This is a genomic window from Tistrella arctica, from assembly GCF_039630945.1.
Classification (GTDB): Bacteria; Pseudomonadota; Alphaproteobacteria; order Tistrellales; family Tistrellaceae; genus Tistrella; species Tistrella bauzanensis.
Window position 1 is genome coordinate 59,945 of sequence record NZ_JBBKTV010000002.1, and the last position, 19,924, is coordinate 79,868.

A 19,924-nucleotide genomic window follows, 5' to 3' on the forward strand; every position below is an offset into this window, starting at 1 on the left:
CGCTGTCCGAGGGCCTGTCATGCGGCTTGTCCGGCAACCCAGCCCGACGACCACGCCCATTGGAAATTATAGCCGCCGAGCCAGCCGGTCACGTCGACCACCTCGCCGATGAAATACAGCCCCGGCACCGCACGCGCGGCCATGGTCTTCTGGTCCAGCGCCCGGGTGTCGACACCGCCCAGCGTGACCTCGGCGGTGCGATAGCCTTCGGTGCCCACCGGCACCACCCGCCAGGCATTGACCGCATTGGCGATGCTGCGCAGGCGGGTGTCGGGCAGGTCGGCCAGGTTGAAGCGCTGGGTGTGCTCGTCCTCGGCGATGCTCTGAGCCAGCCGGCGGGGCAGATGGTGGCCAAGCCAGGTCTGAACCGACTGGCGGGCATGGCTGGTGCGGGCGGCACGCAGCGCCGCATAGACATCCAGGCCCGGCAGCATGGCGATCTCGACCGGCTCGCCCTCGCGCCAGTATGACGATGCCTGAAGGATCGCCGGGCCGCTGAGCCCGCGATGGGTGAACAGCATGGCCTCGTCGAACCGGATACCGCCGGTGGTGACCGCGGTATCGACCGCCACGCCGGCCAGCGGCTTCAGCCGCTCAAGAAGCTCGGCATCGAAGGTCAGCGGCACCAGCGCCGGGCGGGTTTCGGTCACCGGCAGGCCGAACTGGCGGGCGAGGTCATAGCCGAGGCCGGTGGCGCCGATCTTGGGGATCGACCGGCCGCCGCAGGCCACCACCAGCGATGCGCAGTCGACCATGCCAGACGACAGCGCCAGCCGGAAGCCGTCGGCCGATCGCTCCACCCGCTCGACGCGGGTGCTCAGTGCCAGCGCCACGTGATGGGCCTGCATCTCGTCGAGCAGCATGCGGATGATCTGGGTGGCCGATCCGTCGCAGAACAACTGGCCCAGGGTCTTTTCGTGGAAGGCGATGCCGTGGCGGCGGACCATGTCGATGAAATCATGCTGGGTATAGCGGCTGAGCGCCGAGCGGCAGAAATGGCGGTTGGCCGAAATGAAATTGGCCGGGCTGGTGTTGAGATTGGTGAAATTGCACCGCCCGCCGCCGGAAATCCGGATCTTCTCACCCGCTGTGGCGGCATGATCGACCACCAGCACCCGGCGGCCGCGCCGTCCGGCCTCGATCGCGCACATCATGCCGGCGGCACCGGCGCCGATCACCACCACATCCCAGGCTGTCGCCACCGTCATACCTGAAACCCCTGAAGTCATGATCGCGGTGCCAGCCTGTAGCATGGCGCGCCCGGCGGCGCAAAGGCGCAGGGCCCCCAAGGCGGGGCCATGCGGTGCTCAGGGCTTCAGGCCGATCTCGCGCAGGCGCTGGTCCAGAAACGCGCCCGCGGTCAGCCCCGGCGCCAGCACCACCTCGGGGCGCGGGTGCAGGAACATCGGCATCGACTGGCGCGCGACATCCTGGCCGGCCGGCGGGTTCACCACCCGGTGCGAGGTTGCCGGAAGGTAGCCGCCGGTCGCCACCGCCAGCATGTCGCCGCCATTGACCACGATCATGCCGGGGTCGCAGGGCACCGCATGCCAGATGCCGGCCCGGTCGCGGGCTTCCAGCCCCGGCGCCGTGCCGGCGACCAGCAGGGTGATCAGGTTGATGTCCTCATGCGCTGCGGCCCGCACCGCGCCCGGTTCGGTCTCGGCGGCGAGGGCTGGGTAATGCAGCACCCGGAACAGCGACTGCATCGATCCGGCCAGCATCGCCGGCAGGGGTTCGGTCAGCCGGTCGCGGATGGCCGGCGGCAGATGGTCCTGAAGCCAGCCCAGCAGCAGCGCGCCCAGTGTCAGCAGATCCTGATACAGCGCCATGGTGTCGGCCGCCACCGCCGGCGGCAGCCGGGTGCCGGGATAGACATGGAAGAAGGCCTTCAGATCCTTGACCGTGCTGTCGCGGGCATTCTCGGACCGGAACGGGAAATAGCCGTCCTGGGTGACCGGATCGAACAGGTGGTCGTCGATATCGGGGCTGGCGAAGAGCCCACCCCAGCCCTGATACAGCCGCGCGATCAGATCCGGATCGATCGGATGATGGCGCAACACCGCGAAACCGGTGTCGTGCAGCGACCGGGTGAATGCCATCGGCGCGTCGGGCGCGCGGACATCGACGGCGGCGATATCGAAGCGGCTGGCGGCAGGCATGAGGGTCACTCCGGCGTCGGTTCACCCAGATCGTTGCGGGTTCATCTGATGGATAGCCTCTGGCCGCAGGCCTGCCAAGAGCGGTGCCGGGTCCTGCGACAACCTGCCGGCGGTTGCGCTTATGGCGTGGCAAATCGGTCCCAGGCCGGGCGGTCGGTGAAGCGCGCGACGAGATGATCGATCAGCAGCCGCGATTTCATCGCCAGATGCCGGCTGGGCGCATAGAGCGCGAAGATGTCCAACGTCGTCGGCTGATGGTCGGGCAGCACCAGCACCAGCCGGCCGGCGGTGATGTCGGGGCCGGTGATGAAGGTCGGCAGATTGGTGATGCCATTGCCGGCCACGGCCGCGGCAGCCAGAATTTCGCCATTGTTGGAACACATCGCCGCGTCCACCGGCACCCGCCGGACCTGCCCTCCGGTCACCAGCTCCCATTTCTGCAGGCTGGTGCTGTGGCCATAGACCAGGCAACGATGCGCCGTCAGATCGTCGGGCGATCGGGGCACGCCATGGGCCGCCAGATAGGCGGGGCTGGCGACCAGCGCCCGGCGGCAGGGGCACAGCCTGCGGGCGATCATGCTGCTGTCTTCCATCACGCCGATGCGGATGGTGACGTCGATGCCGTCTTCCAGCGGATTGACGAACCGGTCGTTCAAGGTCATCTCGACCGTCAGATCGGGATAGCTGACGGCGAAGCCGGCGATCGGTTCGGCCAGATGCAGGGTGCCGAACGACATCGGCGCATTCACCTTCAGCACCCCGCGCGGCAGATCATGCAGGGCGGTGACCTGCAATTCGGTTTCGTCGATCGCCGCCAGAATCTCGATACAGCGTTCGTAATAGGCCCGGCCGGCATGGGTCGGGCTGACATGGCGGGTGGTGCGGTCCAGAAGCCTGGCGCCCAGCACCCGTTCCAGCTCCATCACCGCCTTGCTCACCGCCGACCGGGTGATCCCCAGCGCGCGTCCGGCTTCGGCGAAACTTCCCAGCGCCACGACTTTCGAAAACGCCTGCATGGCATCCAGCTTGTCCATCCAGCCCCCTCGGTTGCGCGGTGATTGTTTCCAAAATGGCGACGGTCTGCATCAATCTGGGTAGATTGTGGATGTTTGATTGTCAAGGTAGGATCTTCTCAACGCAACAGAGCAACCCGGCTTCGAATAAGGAACTCCGATCATGCAGATGGCCATTCGCCGTGCCGAAGATCGCGGCAACGTCAATTTCGGCTGGCTGAACAGCAATCACAGCTTCTCGTTCGGCCATTACTTCGACCCCGCGCATATGGGCTTCGGTCCGCTGCGGGTGATCAATGACGACCGGGTGGCGCCGGCGGGCGGATTTCCCACCCATCCGCATCGCGATATGGAGATCATCTCCTATGTTCTGGAAGGCGGGCTTGAGCATCGCGACAGCCTGGGCACCGGGTCGGTGATCCGCCCCGGTGATGTGCAGCGGATGAGCGCCGGTACCGGCATCCGCCACAGCGAGTTCAACGCCTCGCGCACCGATCCGGTGCATTTCCTTCAGATCTGGATCATTCCCGAGGCCGAGGGCATGGCGCCGGGCTATGAGCAGAAGAGCTTCCCCGCCGCCGAAAAGACCGGCCGGTTGCGGCTGGTCGGCTCCCGCGATGGCCGCGACGGCTCGGTCGTCATCCATCAGGACGTCGATTTCTATGCCACCCTGCTGCCGGAAGGCGCCGGCGTCGCCCACGATCTGAAGCCGGGCCGCGCCGCCTGGGTGCAGGTGGCGGCGGGTCAGGCGACCCTGAATGGCGAGACGGTGGGCGAGGGTGACGGCATCGCCATCACCAGTGGCCGGATCGAGCTTGCGGGCATCGACGATGCCGAGGTGCTGATCTTCGACATGCCGGCCGACGGCGTCGCGGCCTGACGACAGAGTGATGGCGCGGTCGCTTTGGTGGCGGACCGCGCCATCATCTGGACCAGACCCATCGGAATTCGGCGAAAACAGGTCATAACTGCAAAGGATGCAGGGGCATGACCGGCGCGGATCGTGGTACTGTCCGTGCCCATAATGTCCCGGCGGTCATGCCGGACCCCAAGAAGCCCACCGCCTGCAGACCGAGGATGACCATGCCCGCCTATCGTTCCCGCACCACCACCCATGGCCGCAACATGGCCGGCGCCCGCGGCCTGTGGCGTGCCACCGGCATGACGGACGCGGATTTCGGCAAGCCGATCATCGCGGTGGTGAATTCCTTCACCCAGTTCGTGCCCGGCCATGTGCATCTGAAGGATCTGGGCCAGCTTGTGGCGCGCGAGATTGAAAGCGCCGGCGGTGTCGCCAAGGAATTCAACACCATCGCGGTCGATGACGGCATCGCCATGGGTCATGACGGCATGCTGTATTCGCTGCCCTCGCGTGAGTTGATCGCCGACAGCGTCGAATACATGGTCAATGCCCATTGCGCCGATGCGATGGTGTGCATTTCCAATTGCGACAAGATCACCCCCGGCATGCTGATGGCGGCGCTGCGCCTGAACATTCCGGTGGTCTTCGTCTCGGGCGGGCCGATGGAGGCCGGCAAGGTGGTGGTGGACGGCAAGTCCAAGTCGCTGGACCTGATCGACGCCATGGTCGCCGCCGCCGACAGCAGCGTGTCGGACGAGCAGGTGACGGCGATCGAGCGATCGGCCTGCCCGACCTGCGGGTCGTGCTCGGGCATGTTCACCGCCAATTCGATGAACTGCCTGACCGAAGCGCTGGGCCTGTCGCTGCCGGGCAATGGCTCGACGCTGGCCACTCATGCCGACCGCAAGCGGCTGTTCGTGGAAGCCGGCCATCTGATCGTCGATCTGGCGCGGCGCTATTACGAACAGGATGACGTGAGCGCCCTGCCGCGCAGCATCGCCAGCGTCGCGGCATTCAAGAACGCCATGACCCTCGACATCGCCATGGGCGGGTCGACCAACACGGTTCTGCATCTGCTGGCGGCGGCGCAGGAAGGCGAGGTCGATTTCACCATGGCCGATATCGACCAGTTGTCGCGGCGGGTGCCGGTGCTGTGCAAGGTGGCGCCGGCGGTCAGCCATGTGCATATGGAAGACGTTCATCATGCCGGCGGCATCATGGGCATTCTGGGCGAGCTCGACCGCGCCGGGTTGATCGACACCAGCGTGCCGATGGTGCATGCCGAAACCATGGGCCATGCGCTGGACCATTGGGACGTGAAGCGCAGCACCGCGAAATCGGTGCATGATTTCTTCCGCGCCGCCCCCGGCGGCGTGCCGACTCAGGTGGCGTTCAGCCAGGATCGCCGCTTCGATGCGGTCGATACCGACCGCGAAACCGGCGTGATCCGCGATGCCGCCCACGCCTATTCCAAGGATGGCGGGCTGGCGGTGCTCTATGGCAACATCGCGGTCGATGGCTGCATCGTGAAGACGGCGGGCGTGGATGCCTCGATCCTGACCTTCTCAGGCCCGGCGCGGATCTTCGAGAGCCAGGACGCCGCGGTCTCCGGCATCCTGGGCGGGGCGATCACCGCCGGCGATGTGGTGCTGATCCGCTATGAAGGCCCGCGCGGCGGCCCCGGCATGCAGGAAATGCTGTACCCCACCAGCTACCTCAAGTCGATGGGGCTGGGCAAAGCCTGCGCGCTGGTCACCGACGGCCGGTTCTCGGGCGGGTCGTCGGGCCTGTCGATCGGCCATGTGTCGCCCGAAGCGGCCGAAGGCGGCACCATCGGTCTGGTCGAGGATGGCGACATCATCGAGATCGACATCCCCAACCGCCGCATCCATCTGGCGGTCGCCGACGACGTGCTGGCCGCCCGCCGCACCGCCCAGGAAGCCCGCGGCTGGCAGCCGGCGGAACCCCGCACGCGCAAGGTCTCGAAGGCGCTGAAGGCCTATGCCATGCTGGCGACCAGCGCCGCCAAGGGCGCGGTGCGCCAGATCCCCGGCGACTGACGCCGCCGGCGCTGCCCGCCACCACGACACGTCACGCCCGCGCCAACCGGCGCGGGCGTTCTTTCAAGAGCCATCGTGATGTCATGCCGGACAATGTAAAGCGACAGGAACACGCTGCCGCCTATGACCGCTGGTTTCGACAACAGGTCCAGATCGGCCTCGATCAGGCAGACGCAGGCGATTTCGTCCGGGCCGAAGAGGTTGAGGCGGAGGCCGCCGCGTGGATGGCGCGGATGCGCCGTGACATGACGCATCGATAACCATGTCTTCATAGTCAAGGGCCGCGTTGGTCGATGCGGCTTCCCGTGATTGCCGACGTCCGGCCCGTCACCCCCCGATCAACCGGATCACTGCATCGCTGAGCGGGTTGCCGGGCTCGCCGATGCGGCGGGCGATGTCGAAATGGTTGCAGGCCTCCATGGGGATATGGGTCGCCGGGTGGCCGAAGCTTTGCCAGGCGGCGCGGTAATCGTCGGTCTGGCGTTTGAATTCGGCGGTTTCCGAGCCGCCATAGCTGGTGATCAGCGGGCAGGCCTCGGCGGGCGTCGACGGGATCGCATGCAGCGGGCTGAGGGCGTGGGCGCGGGCGGCATCCAGGCCCAGCCAGTCATTCACCCGGCACAGCCGCAGCGGTTGCAGATCATAGAGGCCGCTCAGCGCAACAGCGCCTCGGATCACATTGTCGGGCAGCCCGGCTTGCGCGCGCCAGCCATCAGCGGCCAGCAGCATGCCGACCAGATGACCGCCGGCCGATGATCCACCGATATATATGCGCTCGCGGTCGATGCCGAGACCATCCGCCTGATGCCACAGGAAGGCGAGGGCGGCGCGGGTCTGGCGGGTGATCTCTTCCAGGGTGACGGCGGGGGCGAGGGTGTAGTCGATGACCGCGACGCTGATGCCGGCCGCCACCAGCGCCGGGGCGACGAAGGCGTTCTGGTTCTTGCTCAACGCCCGCCAATAACCGCCATGCACCCACAGAAACACCGGCGTGCCAACGCCGGCCGGATACAGGTCGAGCGCCGATCCTGATGCCGGATCGAAGACGATATCGGCGCGCCGCTCCAGGCTGGCGATCGCCCGGGCGCTGGTCTGGTCGTAAGCGGTGGCCTCGGCATCGTAATCGGCGACGGTGCCACGGGCGTCATAGGCGCGGTCGAGCGCCGCGCGGTCGAGCCCGCGCCAGACCGGCTGCGTGGGCGTGGGTGCGGTATCGGTCATCGGGCCGGTTCCTTGCTGTGGCCTGCGTCCTGGGAGGCGATGTGGTCGGCCCAGGCCGGCCGGTCCATCTGGAACATGTCGGTGCCGGCGCGGTCATACCAGCCGGCGCCATGCATCCGCGCCACCAGACCCAGCCGTTCCGTGGCGAAATGGCAGCGGGCGGCATCGATCACCGCATCATCCCGGATATGGGCCATCAGCACCTCGCCCACCACCAGCACCTGCGACGGGCCGGTGGCGATCGCCGCCCGGCTGATGCATTCGAATGCGACCGGTGCCTCCACCAGCCGGGGCGGCGCCACCCGCAGCGACGGCGCGGTCGCGAGCCCGGCCAGCGCGATCTCGTCGACACCGGGTGGCGCATCGATGCAGGTCAGGTTCATGGCCTGGGCCAGTGGCTCCGACACCAGATGCACCACGAATTCGCCGCCCTGAATGATATTGGCGGCGGTGTCCTTCAGACTGCCATCGGGGCGGGCAAGCAGACCCAGTGCCACGATCGGCGGCTGCGATCCCATGACATTGAAGAAGCTGTAGGGGGCGGCATTGGCGATGCCGGCTGCCGACAGCGTGGTCACCCAGGCGATCGGGCGCGGCACCACGGTGGAGGCCAGAACCTTGTAGCGATGGGCGGTGTCGAGCGTTGCGAAATCGAATTGCATCATCGGCCCTCAGACGCGGCCATCGCGGCGGATGACCGCGGGCTTCGGGTCGGTATCCACCGCCAGCCGGAAGATGTCGGGGCGGGCGTAATGGCCGGTGACGTCGAAATCATATTTGGCGCGCGGGATCTCGGCCGGGTCGATGCGCGCGGTCAACAGCGCTTCGCCGTCGAAATCGGGGCCGGCCAGCACCTGCCCCAGCGGCCCGACGATGGCGCTGCCACCCCGCATCAGCACGGTGTCCGGATCGTCGCCCATACCGCAGGCATAATCGGCCGGATAGGCGCCGCGGCGGATATGCTGGCAGGCGGTCAGCACGAAACAGCGGCCCTCGCAGGCGATATGGCGCATGCTGCCCAGCCAGGTGTCGCGGTCATCGGCGGTGGGCGCGCAATACAGATGCACACCTTGGGCGTACATATGCATGCGCAGCGCCGGCATGTAATTCTCCCAGCAGATCACCGCGCCAACCCGGCCGAGCCGGGTGTCGACCGCCGCCATGGTCGATCCGTCGCCGAAGCCCCAGATCAGCCGTTCGGCGCCGGTCGGCATCAGCTTGCGGTGGCGCGACACCAGACCATCGGCGCCGTCGAAGGTGAGGGCGGTGCAATAGAGCGTGCCGCCATCGCGCTCGATCACGCCCACCACGACCACCATGCCGGTGTCGCGCACCGCGTCGGTCACCAGCGCCAGTTCGGGGCCGTCGAGGTCGATGGCCGCATCGAAATAGCGCCGGAATGCCTCGCGACCCTCGGGCAGACGCTGGCCGACCGGGGTCGAGAAACTGGCGCCCTTGGGATAGCCGCCGATACAGGCTTCGGGGAAGACCAGCAGGGCCACGTCGCGGGCGGCGGCCTCGCGGATGGTGGCGGCGACCTTGGCCGCCGATGCCATGGGATTAAACGGATCGGCGGCGATCTGCGCCACACCGGCGGTGAAGGGCAGGATCGATGAGGGCGAGGTCATGACAGAGTGTCCTGGCTGGCTGAAGCGGATGCGGGCGTCACAGTCCCAGATAGCGATGGGCAAGATCCGGCTCGCCGGCGAGCGCCTCGGGCGTGCCGGCCCAGACCACGCGGCCCTTTTCGATCAGGTGATGGCGGTCGACCAGACGGGCCATCTCCTTCAGGTTCTTGTCGATCACCAGAATCGTCTGGCCGCTGGCCTTCAGCGTGCCGAGGCAGGCCCAGATCTCCTGGCGGATGATCGGCGCCAGACCTTCGGTGGCCTCGTCCAGGATCAGCAGGCGCGGATTGGTCAGCAGGGCGCGGCCGATGGCCAGCATCTGCTGTTCGCCGCCCGACAGGGTGCGGGCCGATTGCCGGCGCCGTTCCAGCAGACGCGGGAACAGCTCGAACACCCGGGGCAGGGTCCATTGGGCGCTGCCATCGGCGCCGTGGCGGTCGCGACGGATGGCGGTGGCGACCAGATTTTCTTCCACCGACAATGATGCGAACACCCGCCGGCCTTCCGGCACCAGCCCGATGCCGGCACGGGCGATCCGGTTGGGCGCGCGGCCGGCGATGTCGTGGCCATCGAAGCCGATCCGGCCGCGACGGGCGGGCAACAGGCCCATGATGGTGCTGACCGTGGTGGTCTTGCCCATGCCGTTGCGGCCGACCAGCGAGATGACCTCGCCTTCCGCGGCCGTCAACGCCATGCCGAACAGCACCTGCGACCGGCCGTAACCGGCTTCCAGTTCCTCGACCGTCAGCATCAGGCACCGTCTCCGAGATAGGCGGCACGAACCTCGGGATGCGCGCGCACCTCGTCGGGCGTGCCGGTGAACAGGGTGCGGCCATAGACCAGCACCGTCACACGGTCGGCCAGGGCGAACACGGCATCCATGTCGTGCTCGACCAGCAGGATGGCATAGCTGCCCTTCAGCCGTTCCAGGATGGCGGTCATCTGAAGGCTTTCCTCGTGCCCCAGGCCGGCCATCGGTTCGTCCAGCAGCAGCAGCGAGGCACCGGCGGCCAGCGCCACCGCCAGCTCAAGCTGCCGGCATTCGCCATGGGCCAGATCCGACACCCGGATATCGGCGCGATCGGCAAGCCCCATCTCGTCGAGCCGGGCCATGGCCGGATCGCGCAACGACAGATCGCGCCGGGCGCGGCCCCACAGGTTCCAGTTGCGGCCCTGCCGGGCCTGAACCGCCATCGCGACATTGTCGAGCGCGGTGAAATCGGGGAACAACTGGGTGATCTGGAACGACCGGGCGAGGCCGGCGCCGGCGCGGGCATGGGCGGCCATGCGGGTGATGTCGCGGCCATCCATCAGGATCCGGCCCTCATCGGGCAGGATCTCGCCGGCGATCTGGGAAATCAGCGTGGTCTTGCCGGCACCATTGGGGCCGATCAGGGCATGAACCTCACGCGGGCGGACGTCGAGATCGACACCGGCGGTGGCGGCGACCGCGCCGAAACGCTTGTGCAGGCCGCTGATCTGAAGGCGGGGGATCTCAGTCATGGCTGCGTTCTCCGACCAGGAAGCCATACAGGCCCCGACGGGCGAACAGCACCACCGCCACCAGCACCGGCCCCATGACCAGCATCCAGTGCTCGGTCCAGATCGCCAGGATCTGTTCAAGGCCCAGGAACACGGCGGCACCGATCACCGGGCCGAACAGCGTGCCGACCCCGCCCAGGATCACGATCGACATGAATTCGCCGGATTTCGACCACGCGGCCATGTCGGGGCTGACATAGAGCGCGTAATTGGCCCACAGCACACCGGCAAGCCCGGTGCCGGCGCCCGAGATGACGAAGGCGGCCAGCCGGTGCGGCAGCGGCGCGAAGCCCAGATTGACCGCGCGGCGCTGGTTCTGCTTCAAGCCGCGCAGAACCATGCCGAAGCGCGAGCCGACCAGCCGCCAGCAGAACCCCAGCCACAGGGCCAGCATCGCCAGACACAGGTAATAGAAGCTGACCGGATCGGCGGAATCGATCAGCGGCAGGCTGTTGCGCTGGCCGATCAGCAACCCGTCATCGCCGCCATAGACTTCAAGCGACACCAGCAGGAAATAGACCATCTGCCCGAAGGCGAGCGTGATCATGATGAACTGCACGCCGGTGGTGCGCAGCGACAGCCCGCCGATGATCAGGGCCAGCACGGCCGACAACACCACCGCCACCGGCCAGATGATCAGCGCCGAATTGCTGGTGGCGATGCCGAAGAGCATGCCGGTTTCGGCGCCATGATGGGCGACGATGCCGACGACATAGCCGCCGAGGCCGAAAAAGGCCGCGTGGCCGAAGCTGATCAGCGCGCCATAGCCCATCACCAGATCCAGGCTGACGGCGGCCACGGCATAGATGAGAAAGCGGGTGAACAGGCTGATCATGAACGGCTCGCCCACCAGGGCCGCGAACAGCGGCACGCCGGCGAAGATGACGAAGGCGACGATATGGACCAGCAGGCGGCGGGACACCGGGGGGGAACCGGTGGCGCCGCCGGTGGTGGAGGAGGAGAGCATCGTGGACATCGGGCGCATCCTATCCGCGTGCCGGCAGCAGGCCGCGCGGCCTGACCAGAAGGATCGCCGCCATCAGCACATAGATGCTGGCGGAGACGAGACCGGCCGCTAGCGTGCTCGCGATCTCGGGCGGCAGCAGGTCATAGAGCGTGATCGGGATATAGGCGCGGCCCAGGCTGTCGACCATGCCGACCAGCAGCGCGCCGACCAGGGCGCCGCGCACCGAACCCACGCCACCAACCACGATGACGACGAAGGTGGTGATCAGGATGCGTTCGCCCATGCCGATCTCGACCGCCAGCAGCGGCGCGGTCATCACCCCGGCCAGCCCGCACAGCACGGCGCCCAGCGCGAAGACCAGGCTGAACAGCCGGCGGATATCGACCCCCAGCGCATCGACCATCGACCGGTCGTCGGCGCCGGCGCGGATCAGCATGCCGATGCGGGTGCGGGTGATCAGCGCCCACAACCCGATCGCGACCAGCGCGCCGACCAGGATGAAGGCCAGTCGCACAACCGGATAGGACAGGTCCGGCAGAAGCTGCACCGTGCCCGACAGGAAGCCCGGAATGTCCATGAAGGGCGGGGTGCGGCCGAAGACCACGGTCACCAGCTCGTTGGTGAACAGGATCATGCCGAAGGTGGCGAGCACCTGATCCAGATGGTCGCGGGCATAGAGCCTGCGGATCACCACCAGTTCCATGATCAGCCCATAGAGCCCGGCGCCGACCAGGGCCGCCAGGATCGCCGCGGCGAATGATCCGGTGGCGGTGGCGGCATGGGCGGCACAGAAGGCGCCGACCATATAGAACGAGCCGTGGGTCAGGTTGATCACGCCCATGATCCCGAAGATCAGGGTCAGGCCGGAGGCGAGCAGGAACAGCATCGCGCCGTATTGCAGACCGTTCAGGATCTGCTCGATCAGCAGCGTGGACATGGCCTCTTCCGCATGGAGGTTGCCGGGCGACATCGGGCTGGCAGGGATGCGGGGCGGGCGCCAGGGCCCGCCCCGCCGGCGATCAGAACTTGCAGGATGCGGCGTAGCTGTCCGGCATGCCGTCCGCCACCTTGCGCTCGACGACATGGGCGAGCTTGCCGTCGGCGCCGGGCGCGATCTTCATCAGATACCAGTCCTGAATGGCATGCTGATTGGGACCGAAGCGGAAATTACCGCGCACCGAGGCGAAATCGGCCTTCATCATCGCGGCGCGGAAGCCTTCGGTGTCGTCGAGATTGCCGTCGACCGCCTGCAGCGCCGAGCCGATCAGCCGGGCGGTGTCATAGGCCTGGGCGGCATAGACCGTTGGGGTGCGGTTATAGGCTGCCTCGAACGCCGCGACGAAATCCTTGTTCGCCGGATTGTCGAGCCCGGCGCTCCAGTTGGCGGCGACATAATAGCCCTTCGATGCCTCGCCGCTGGCGCCCAGCATGCGCTGATCCATCGAGAACATCGGCAGCACCATCGGGATGTCCTTGGCGACACCCGAATTGGCATACTGCTTGGCAAAATTGATGCCGGCGCCGCCCGGGTGGAACTGATAGATCGCGTCGGGCTTCATCGAGCGCAGCCGCGCGAACTCCACCGAGAAGTCGGTCTGGTCGAGCTTGGTGTAGATCTCGGCCAGCACCTCGCCCTTATAGGTGCGCTTGAAACCGGCAAGGGCGTCGCGGCCGGCCTGATAGTTCGGCGCCAGAATGACCATGCGCTTATAGCCGAGTTCGTTGGCGGCGAGGCCGCCTGCCTCGTGGTAGCTGTCGTTCTGATACGAGGCGACGAAATAGTTCGGCCGGCAGCCTTCGCCTGCGAATACCGAGGGTCCGGGATTGAGGCTGACATAGAACGCGCCGGCATCGAGCACGGTGGGTGCGACCGCGGCCAGCACGTTCGAGAAATTGACCCCGCTGAACAGCTTCACGCCGTCGCCGGCCATGCGCTCGGCGATCTGCTTGGCATTGGCGGGCTTCAGCCCGTCATCCTCGACCAGCAGTTCGACCGGCACGCCGCCGAGCTTGCCGCCTTCCTTGTTGATCACCAGGTTGAAGGCGTCGCGCAGATCCTCGCCGATATAGCCGGCGGGGGTGGACAAGGTGGTGATGAAGCCGATCCGCACCGGATCGGCACTGAGTGCCGGGGCGGTCAGCGCGGTCGACGCCAGGGCGGCGAGGGTGACCGTCGTCAGCCAGTTCCGCATGGTATGAGCCTCCTGTCAGGGCCGGATTGAACAAGGGTGGCGGGGGCCGGCTCTTGGGTGGCCGGCCTTCCGCGCAGAGGTTCGGGGGCGTGGGGTTGGGCGGGGGCGTGGGTTCGGGTGGAGGTTCGGGCGGCGTGGGGGCCGCCCGACGCTGTCGTCAGACGGCGACCACCGGGTTGCGCAGCACGCCGATGCCCTCGACCTCGACCTCGACGACGTCGCCGGGCTGCAGGAACTGCGGCGGCGTGAAGCTGATGCCGACGCCCGAGGGCGAGCCGGTGGCGATGACGTCGCCCGGCTCCAGCGTGATGCCGGAACTGAGATGCGCGATCAGATCGGGCACGCGGAAGATCATCTGGCCGGTATTGCCATCCTGCTTGGTGACGCCGTTCACCCGCAGCCCGATGCGCAGGGTGTGCGGGTCGGGGATCTCGTCGGCGGTGACGATGCAGGGGCCCATCGGCGCGAAGCTGTCCTGGCCCTTGGCGAAGCACCACTGACCGCCATGGCGCAGGTCGCGGGCCGAGATGTCGTTGACGCAGGTATAGCCGAACACCATGCCCATCGCGGCATCGGTGCCGACATTGCGGCAGGTGCGGCCGATCACCACGCCGAGCTCGCTTTCCCAATCCATCTGCCGGGTCTGGGCTGCGTTGTGCAGGATGGGGGCCTCGTGCCCGACCACGGCGGTCGGCGGCTTGAAGAAGATCACCGGATGGCTGGGGCGCTCGCGCGCCGTGTCCATGGTCCGGCTCGATTCCTCGACATGTTCGGCATAATTCAGGCCGACGCCGATCACGCCCTTGGGCAGACGCGGGATCGGGGCCAGAAGCCGGGCGCCTTCGATCGGCCGGGCCGTGCCGGCCGGCCAGTTGCCGTCATGGGCGGCCATCAGCCGCCGGGCGCTGGCAAGGCCGTCTTCACCCAGCGCGATCAGGTCGATCATGGCGCAGGGCAGGGTCTCGCCGGCCGCATCGGCCAGCATGGCAAGATCGACGATCTGGTCGGCGGCGACGGCACCGAGCCGTGCCGCGCCATCCCGGTCATAGGTGACGAGCTTCATCTGGTCCTCGGATGGATCGGGGGAGTGGTCGGATGGGAGGGGGCGGGAGAGCGGCCAAAGCTCTCCCGCAGCCGGCATCGCGGGGGCGGATGCCGGCCAGGATCGATGATGGAGGTGACGGTCGGGGGCGGGGTTGCTGGACCGCCGGTCAGGCGGTGATCAGCGGCTGCCGGCCATCGGGCGTGCCGGTGAAGGCTTCCTCGTGATAGATGCCAAGCGCGCGCATCACCGGCAGATCGTTGAACGAGAACAGGCAGGCATCCTCGGTCTCCGACAGATTGGCGTGCTCATGCACCGACCATGACGGCACCACGAAGATGTCCTTCTCGGACCAGTCGTAGCGGCGGCCGTCGATCACCGAGAAGCCGCGGCCCTTGGTGGCCTGATAGACGATCGATCCGGTGTGGCGGTGGGCGCGGGTATGCTGGCCGGGGCGGAGCATCTGAAGGCTGGCGCCGATGGTCGGCATCACCGGCCCGCCGGTCAGCGGGTTGACATATTCCATGATCACACCGTCATAGGGCGAGCCTTCATGGATCTTCGATGCCTTGACCAGCGCGTCATAGGCCGGCTCGAAGGCGTATTTCAGCACCGGCGACCAGGGCTTGTGCCAGTTGCGGCGCAAGTCGGTCGGCTGGATGATCCCGCCCGACCACAACGCGGCGGAGCTGTCGACCGGCTTGGTCTCGACCTGCTGAAGATCGGGATGGACCGCATAGAAATTGGCGTCGAGCGCATTGATCATCGGGATGTCGAGGCCATCCTGCCAGATGCTGCGTGAGCCATCCTCCGCCACGCCGTGCTCATGCCAGGTGCCGTTGGGGGTCAGCACGAAATCCCGTGCCCCCAGGGTCATCCGCTCGCCCTCGACGATGGTATAGGCGCCGGTGCCCTCCATGATGAAGCGCAGCGCGCTGGCCATATGGCGATGGGCGCTGGCGCATTCGCCGGCATCCATCACCTGCACGCCGGTATAGAGCAGGCCGACCGCGGCCGAGATGTCGCGCCGGCCCGGATTGACCAGCATCACCACCCGGCGCCCGGCATCTTCCGGCCGCACCAGCGACGGCGCGCGGTCGACAAACGGCCGGACATCCGCCCAGCGCCAGATCATCGGCACCGATTTCGGCTTGGGGAACCAGGGTTCGATCTCGTTGGCGACCGTCCACAACGCGCCCATCTCGCGGGCGGCGAGCGCATCGTAATAGGCGGCGAGTTCGGGCGTATCGGCGACATTCGCCCGGCCGGGAACATCCTCCCGCATGGGTCTCGTCCTCCCTGAAGGCGGCGGTCCGGCCTGGGCCGACCCGGCGCCTGAAAATCTGTGGGGGCCGGTCTCCCGAGCCATGCCCCTGACTGAACGCTAGGGTCCGCTTCGTAGAAAGTCAAAAGGATTGTCGAAAATCCTGATTCTTGCGTTTATCGGATGGATCGGGGAAAATGAGCGGCTTGCAGGATGCGGGCAGTGATGCACATTCTGTGGCACCAGCCCGCCTGCGCCAGCCCGCTCCCCGCCTCACCTTGTCCCCGCCTCATCTCGCCCCCGAACAGACATACCGATTGGAGCCGCCATGGCCGATACCAGCGCCATCCGGGCCGCCGACGCCGATGCGGAGCCGGTTCAGACGCTCGCCGAACAGGCTTACCGGTCGATCCGTCGCGATATCGTGGCCGGCCGCCTGGCGCCCGGCCAGCCGATGCGGTTCGAGTTTCTGAAGGAAACCTATGGCCTCAGCTTCTCGCCATTGCGCGAGGCGCTGGCGCGGCTGCAGAGCGAGCGGCTGGTGACGGCCCATGCGCTGCGCGGTTTCCGCGTCGCCGACATGTCGCTGGACGAGATGTGGGACACGATCGAAACCCGCATCCTGATCGAGCGGGAGGCGCTGCAAACCGCGATCGCGCGCGGCGATGACGATTGGGAAATCGGCGTGGTCAGCGCGTTTCATGCGCTCAGCCATTGCAGCAAAAGGCTGCGGGCGGCCGGCGACTGGCCCAGCGAAACCGCGATCGAGGAAATCGAGCGCCGCCATCAGGCGTTTCATCGCGCCCTGATCGGCGCCTGCCCGTCGCGCTGGGTGCGGGAACTGGCTGAAATGCTGTATGTCCAGACCGAGCGTTATCGTCGCCCGGTGCTGATGCGCGCCGGCGCCGCCCCCGATGACGAGGGCGCGGCGCCCGGCGGCCGTGATATCGAGGCTGAACACCGCGCGATCATGGATGCCGCCATCGGCCGCGATACCGAGGCGGCCATCACCCTTCTGGCCGCACATCTGCGCGACACCGGGCGGTTGATCGAGCGGTTGGGGATCAAGGCCGGCTGATGGTCTGATGCCGACCCGTGTGTGACCTGGCGTCTGCGGAGGGGCGCGCGCTGTCGGCGGGTCGCCGGGGGGCCGGGCGTCCGGACCCCGTGGTCAACCGACCAGCGCCAGACTGATCCAGGGTATGAACGTGATGCAGACGAGCGCGACGAGGCGGGCCAGGTAGAATGGCAGGACGCCGCGTATGACCTGTTCGACCGGCAGCCGGGCAATCCCGCTCATCACGAAGAGGTTGAGGCCGACGGGCGGCGTCAGCGTGGCGATCTCGACATTCGCGGTCATGATCACGGCCAGGTGAATGGGATTGACGTCGAAATGCGGCGCCATCTGGAACAGGGTCGGGGCCGTCAGCACGATGAGTGACACGCCGTCCACGAACATGCCCAGCACCAGCAGGACGATGTTGACCGCGATGAGGAACATCCACGGCTCCATATTCGCCGCCTGCGCCATGCCGGTGAGCTGATCGGCGAACCCGATCCGGGTCAGGACGAAGGCCAGCAGCGAGCCGCCGATGACGATCAGGTAGATCATGCCCGAGGCGAGCGCGGTCGATTTGCACGCCGCCCAGACCGCGCGAAGGTTGGCGGTGCGATAGACGAACAGGCACAGGCACGCCGCATAGGTCGCCGCGACGGCCGAGACCTCGGTGGGCGTGAAGATGCCGCCGTAAATCGTGCCGATAATGAGGACCGGGAACATCATGGCAGGCAGCGCCGGGCCGAACGACCGGCCGAACAGTCTCCAGTCAGGGCGCGGCAGCGTGGTGCCGTATCCCCGGCGGCGGGCGATCAGCGTCGCCACCACGGCAAGCACGAGCGCTTCGAGAATGCCGGGCAGGATGCCGGCGATGAACAACCGGTCGATCGGAAGCCCGATCATCGACCCGATAAGAATGAAGGTCAGGGACGGCGGGATCATCAGACCCAACGTGCCGCCAACGGCCACGATGCCGGCCGCGAATCGTCGGGGATAGCCGTCGTCGGACAGGATCGACACCGAGGATTTACCGATGGCGGCGGCGGAGGCGACCGAGCTTCCGGACACGGCGGCGAAAAACACGCAGCCCAGCATGACCGTCAACGCCAGCCCACCGCGTATCACGCGGACGATCGACCCGATCAGCGCGACGAGGATGTCGGCGATACGACCTTTCATCATCAATTCGCCGGCGAGGATGAAGAACGGCACCGCGACCAGGGCGTAACTGTCCACCGTCTTGAGCGCATTCTGGGACACGACCGCCATCGGCAGCCCTTCCAGCCACAGGATGATCACGGCGGTGATGCCCATGGCGATGCCGACATGCGTGCCGATCGCAAGGAGCAGGAGCAGGAGAATTACGGCGAAACCGATCACAGCAATGGCTCCCCCGCCTCAGGGGGCAGGAACGGATCCTTGCGCCGTCTGATCAGGCCGACGAGGCGACTGACGTAGAAAATCGTCAGAAGTGCGGCACCCACCGGTATGAAGCCGGCAATGATCCACATCGGCAGTTCAAGGCTGCTTTCGCTGCGCATCATCGTTCGCATCAGGTGCGTGGTCTGGCCCCAGCCCGACCACGCCAGAACGCCCGAGAAGACGGCCCCGGCAACCCCTGCGATCGCCCAGGCCGCAAGCTGGAGGCGTCGGGAAAACAGGCTCACGAAGAACTCCGCCCGGATGTGCCGGCCTTGTACACCCGCGACGGCCAGTGACAGAAAGGCCATGGCGATGATGGCGAACCGGACCAGCTCTTCCGCCCAGAAAAAGCTCTTCGAGGCGAAGACGCGCGACAGCGATTCGAACAGCATCGTTCCGAGCGAGATCAGAAGGGCAAGCGTGGCCAGGATCAGCAGTCCCCCTGAAAGGAGACTGCGCAGTTTTTCAAAGCCGCAGGTGGTCGGATTATTCGGCATGTTTCGCGGCCTCGCCCAGATAGGCCTTCCAGGTACCGGGATGTGCTTCGGCATAGGCGTCGATCACCGGCTGCGCCGCGGCGCGAAACGCGTCGAATTGAGGCCCGTCGATCAGGTGATACCCCTTGCCGGCGTCGATCATCGCCTGGAGATCGGCATTGTCCTTCTCGACCGCGTCAGCCCATTGTTCCGATGCGACGTCGCGTGCCGCAGAGGTGACCGCCTCGCGGTTCGTGTCGCTCAACCCTTTCAGCCACGTGGCATCCACGACGATGGAATAGGTGGCCAGGAACATGCCGGGCACCAGCGCCCCCTCGGATGCGGTATCCGCGAGGATGGTCTTCCAGCCTGCCGGAGACGTCAGAACACCGTCGATCACACCCTGGGACATGGACGTCACCATCTCCGAGGCGGGCAGGCTGATCGGGCTGGCGCCCATCTGCGCCACCATCTCCCGCGCGATCGCGCCGCCGCCCGACCGAATGCGCTTGCCCGCGAGATCCGACACCTGTGTCACCGGCGTGTTCTTCATGACGATGATCGCATCGGTGGCGCGCAGCAGACCCAGAATGGCGATGCCACGGTCCTCGACCTGCGCCGATACGAGCCTCGCGATATCGGCGCTGAAGTCGGGGTTGCTCATCAGGTCGTCGGACAGCGTGAACGGCAGTCCCAGCAGGCCCAGCCGTGAATCCAGCGCATCGAGGTTGCCGCTGATCGGCCAGACCATCTGGACCGAACCCGTGCCGATCGCCGCAATGGCATCCTTGTCGCTGTAGAGCTGCCCCGCGGGATAGAACTTGACCTCGATCTCGCCACCCGAGCGGTCCTTGACCATCTCGGCGAATTGATTGACGTAGTCGCTTTTCCAGTGGCTCGCCGGGACTTCCGACGTGATGACCAGATCCTCCGCAGCCGCCGGTGCCGTGAGGCCCAGCATGACCAGTCCGAAAAGTGCTTGTTTCATGATGCATTCCTCCCCTTGGCCTTGCGGC

The 19,924-nt window shown here is 66.8% G+C and carries 19 protein-coding genes; 3 read left to right on the plus strand and 16 right to left on the minus strand.

All coding sequences use genetic code 11. The features are described from left to right. Nucleotides 1-17 precede the first annotated feature (17 nt). The 3 genes from WG924_RS04370 to WG924_RS04380 form a co-directional block, all read right to left on the minus strand. Nucleotides 18-1,208 carry a BaiN/RdsA family NAD(P)/FAD-dependent oxidoreductase gene (locus WG924_RS04370; protein ID WP_345931801.1) on the minus strand — a complete coding sequence of 397 codons (1,191 nt, stop codon included), beginning with the start codon at nt 1,206-1,208 and terminating at the stop codon, nt 18-20. Between the two features lie 99 nt (nt 1,209-1,307). Further along, the gene (locus WG924_RS04375) at nt 1,308-2,162 is read right to left on the minus strand and encodes a 2OG-Fe(II) oxygenase family protein (RefSeq protein WP_345931802.1); all 855 of its coding nucleotides are present in this window, start codon (nt 2,160-2,162) and stop codon (nt 1,308-1,310) included. Nucleotides 2,163-2,281: 119 nt separating this feature from the next. After that, the gene (locus tag WG924_RS04380; protein ID WP_345931803.1) at nt 2,282-3,196 is read right to left on the minus strand and encodes a LysR family transcriptional regulator; all 915 of its coding nucleotides are present in this window, start codon (nt 3,194-3,196) and stop codon (nt 2,282-2,284) included. Nucleotides 3,197-3,338: 142 nt separating this feature from the next. Between WG924_RS04380 and WG924_RS04385 the strand changes: the two genes are divergently transcribed. Continuing rightward, nucleotides 3,339-4,055 (plus strand): pirin family protein, encoded by a 717-nt coding sequence (locus WG924_RS04385; protein WP_345931804.1) that lies wholly within the window; start codon nt 3,339-3,341, stop codon nt 4,053-4,055. Between the two features lie 203 nt (nt 4,056-4,258). Next, the gene (ilvD, locus tag WG924_RS04390; protein WP_345932252.1) at nt 4,259-6,097 is read left to right on the plus strand and encodes a dihydroxy-acid dehydratase; all 1,839 of its coding nucleotides are present in this window, start codon (nt 4,259-4,261) and stop codon (nt 6,095-6,097) included. 327 nt (nt 6,098-6,424) lie between these two features. Here ilvD and WG924_RS04395 read toward each other — a convergent pair whose 3' ends face one another. The 10 genes from WG924_RS04395 to WG924_RS04440 form a co-directional block, all read right to left on the minus strand. After that, the gene (locus tag WG924_RS04395; protein WP_345931805.1) at nt 6,425-7,318 is read right to left on the minus strand and encodes an alpha/beta hydrolase; all 894 of its coding nucleotides are present in this window, start codon (nt 7,316-7,318) and stop codon (nt 6,425-6,427) included. Next, entirely contained in the window at nt 7,315-7,980 is a 666-nt protein-coding gene (locus WG924_RS04400; RefSeq protein WP_345932253.1) for a flavin reductase family protein, read from the minus strand. Before WG924_RS04400 ends, WG924_RS04395 begins: the two co-directional genes overlap by 4 nt. 9 nt (nt 7,981-7,989) lie before the next feature. Further along, complete coding sequence (locus WG924_RS04405; protein ID WP_345931806.1) at nt 7,990-8,946, minus strand: carbon-nitrogen hydrolase family protein; 957 nt, start codon at nt 8,944-8,946, stop codon at nt 7,990-7,992. Between the two features lie 37 nt (nt 8,947-8,983). Continuing rightward, nucleotides 8,984-9,697 carry an ABC transporter ATP-binding protein gene (locus tag WG924_RS04410; RefSeq protein WP_345931807.1) on the minus strand — a complete coding sequence of 238 codons (714 nt, stop codon included), beginning with the start codon at nt 9,695-9,697 and terminating at the stop codon, nt 8,984-8,986. After that, entirely contained in the window at nt 9,697-10,449 is a 753-nt protein-coding gene (locus WG924_RS04415; protein WP_345931808.1) for an ABC transporter ATP-binding protein, read from the minus strand. Before WG924_RS04415 ends, WG924_RS04410 begins: the two co-directional genes overlap by 1 nt. Next, on the minus strand, nt 10,442-11,464 hold the full coding sequence (locus WG924_RS04420; protein ID WP_345931809.1) for a branched-chain amino acid ABC transporter permease: 1,023 nt from the start codon (nt 11,462-11,464) through the stop codon (nt 10,442-10,444). Before WG924_RS04420 ends, WG924_RS04415 begins: the two co-directional genes overlap by 8 nt. Nucleotides 11,465-11,474: 10 nt before the next feature. After that, nucleotides 11,475-12,392, minus strand: a complete 918-nt coding sequence (locus tag WG924_RS04425) for a branched-chain amino acid ABC transporter permease (RefSeq protein WP_345931810.1) — start codon at nt 12,390-12,392, stop codon at nt 11,475-11,477. A gap of 82 nt (nt 12,393-12,474) precedes the next feature. After that, a complete protein-coding gene (locus WG924_RS04430) occupies nt 12,475-13,647 on the minus strand; it encodes an ABC transporter substrate-binding protein (RefSeq protein WP_345931811.1) in 1,173 nt (390 codons plus the stop codon). A gap of 157 nt (nt 13,648-13,804) precedes the next feature. Continuing rightward, the gene (locus WG924_RS04435) at nt 13,805-14,710 is read right to left on the minus strand and encodes a fumarylacetoacetate hydrolase family protein (RefSeq protein WP_345931812.1); all 906 of its coding nucleotides are present in this window, start codon (nt 14,708-14,710) and stop codon (nt 13,805-13,807) included. Nucleotides 14,711-14,858: 148 nt separating this feature from the next. Next, nucleotides 14,859-15,974: a cupin domain-containing protein gene (locus tag WG924_RS04440; protein ID WP_345931813.1), complete on the minus strand. Its 1,116-nt coding sequence runs from the start codon at nt 15,972-15,974 to the stop codon at nt 14,859-14,861. A 307-nt stretch (nt 15,975-16,281) separates the two neighbouring features. On the opposite strand from WG924_RS04440, the gene WG924_RS04445 reads away from it, so the two are divergent. Continuing rightward, entirely contained in the window at nt 16,282-17,031 is a 750-nt protein-coding gene (locus tag WG924_RS04445) for a GntR family transcriptional regulator (protein ID WP_345931814.1), read from the plus strand. Nucleotides 17,032-17,124: 93 nt separating this feature from the next. Here WG924_RS04445 and WG924_RS04450 read toward each other — a convergent pair whose 3' ends face one another. Genes WG924_RS04450 through dctP form a run of 3 tightly spaced genes read right to left on the minus strand, consistent with a single transcriptional unit; the run spans nt 17,125 to nt 19,896 of the window. Continuing rightward, nucleotides 17,125-18,390, minus strand: coding sequence for a TRAP transporter large permease (locus tag WG924_RS04450; protein ID WP_345931815.1), 1,266 nt, complete (start codon nt 18,388-18,390; stop codon nt 17,125-17,127). Next, nucleotides 18,387-18,929, minus strand: coding sequence for a TRAP transporter small permease (locus tag WG924_RS04455; protein ID WP_345931816.1), 543 nt, complete (start codon nt 18,927-18,929; stop codon nt 18,387-18,389). The genes WG924_RS04450 and WG924_RS04455 overlap by 4 nt, the downstream gene beginning before the upstream one ends. Continuing rightward, on the minus strand, nt 18,919-19,896 hold the full coding sequence (gene dctP / locus WG924_RS04460; protein ID WP_345931817.1) for a TRAP transporter substrate-binding protein DctP: 978 nt from the start codon (nt 19,894-19,896) through the stop codon (nt 18,919-18,921). The genes WG924_RS04455 and dctP overlap by 11 nt, the downstream gene beginning before the upstream one ends. Nucleotides 19,897-19,924: the final 28 nt, after the last annotated feature.

What these genes read in the sequence shown, in the direction of transcription:
- WG924_RS04420 (WP_345931809.1), bottom strand. Translation starts at nt 11,464, where the DNA reads ATGTCCACGATGCTCTCCTCCTCCACCACCGGCGGCGCCACCGGTTCC.
- WG924_RS04380 (WP_345931803.1), bottom strand. Translation starts at nt 3,196, where the DNA reads ATGGACAAGCTGGATGCCATGCAGGCGTTTTCGAAAGTCGTGGCGCTG.
- WG924_RS04375 (WP_345931802.1), bottom strand. Translation starts at nt 2,162, where the DNA reads ATGCCTGCCGCCAGCCGCTTCGATATCGCCGCCGTCGATGTCCGCGCG.
- WG924_RS04430 (WP_345931811.1), bottom strand. Translation starts at nt 13,647, where the DNA reads ATGCGGAACTGGCTGACGACGGTCACCCTCGCCGCCCTGGCGTCGACC.
- WG924_RS04370 (WP_345931801.1), bottom strand. Translation starts at nt 1,208, where the DNA reads ATGACGGTGGCGACAGCCTGGGATGTGGTGGTGATCGGCGCCGGTGCC.
- ilvD (WP_345932252.1), top strand. Translation starts at nt 4,259, where the DNA reads ATGCCCGCCTATCGTTCCCGCACCACCACCCATGGCCGCAACATGGCC.
- WG924_RS04445 (WP_345931814.1), top strand. Translation starts at nt 16,282, where the DNA reads ATGGCCGATACCAGCGCCATCCGGGCCGCCGACGCCGATGCGGAGCCG.
- WG924_RS04410 (WP_345931807.1), bottom strand. Translation starts at nt 9,697, where the DNA reads ATGCTGACGGTCGAGGAACTGGAAGCCGGTTACGGCCGGTCGCAGGTG.
- WG924_RS04385 (WP_345931804.1), top strand. Translation starts at nt 3,339, where the DNA reads ATGCAGATGGCCATTCGCCGTGCCGAAGATCGCGGCAACGTCAATTTC.
- WG924_RS04440 (WP_345931813.1), bottom strand. Translation starts at nt 15,974, where the DNA reads ATGCGGGAGGATGTTCCCGGCCGGGCGAATGTCGCCGATACGCCCGAA.
- WG924_RS04455 (WP_345931816.1), bottom strand. Translation starts at nt 18,929, where the DNA reads ATGCCGAATAATCCGACCACCTGCGGCTTTGAAAAACTGCGCAGTCTC.
- WG924_RS04425 (WP_345931810.1), bottom strand. Translation starts at nt 12,392, where the DNA reads ATGTCCACGCTGCTGATCGAGCAGATCCTGAACGGTCTGCAATACGGC.
- WG924_RS04415 (WP_345931808.1), bottom strand. Translation starts at nt 10,449, where the DNA reads ATGACTGAGATCCCCCGCCTTCAGATCAGCGGCCTGCACAAGCGTTTC.
- dctP (WP_345931817.1), bottom strand. Translation starts at nt 19,896, where the DNA reads ATGAAACAAGCACTTTTCGGACTGGTCATGCTGGGCCTCACGGCACCG.
- WG924_RS04400 (WP_345932253.1), bottom strand. Translation starts at nt 7,980, where the DNA reads ATGCAATTCGATTTCGCAACGCTCGACACCGCCCATCGCTACAAGGTT.
- WG924_RS04435 (WP_345931812.1), bottom strand. Translation starts at nt 14,710, where the DNA reads ATGAAGCTCGTCACCTATGACCGGGATGGCGCGGCACGGCTCGGTGCC.
- WG924_RS04395 (WP_345931805.1), bottom strand. Translation starts at nt 7,318, where the DNA reads ATGACCGATACCGCACCCACGCCCACGCAGCCGGTCTGGCGCGGGCTC.
- WG924_RS04405 (WP_345931806.1), bottom strand. Translation starts at nt 8,946, where the DNA reads ATGACCTCGCCCTCATCGATCCTGCCCTTCACCGCCGGTGTGGCGCAG.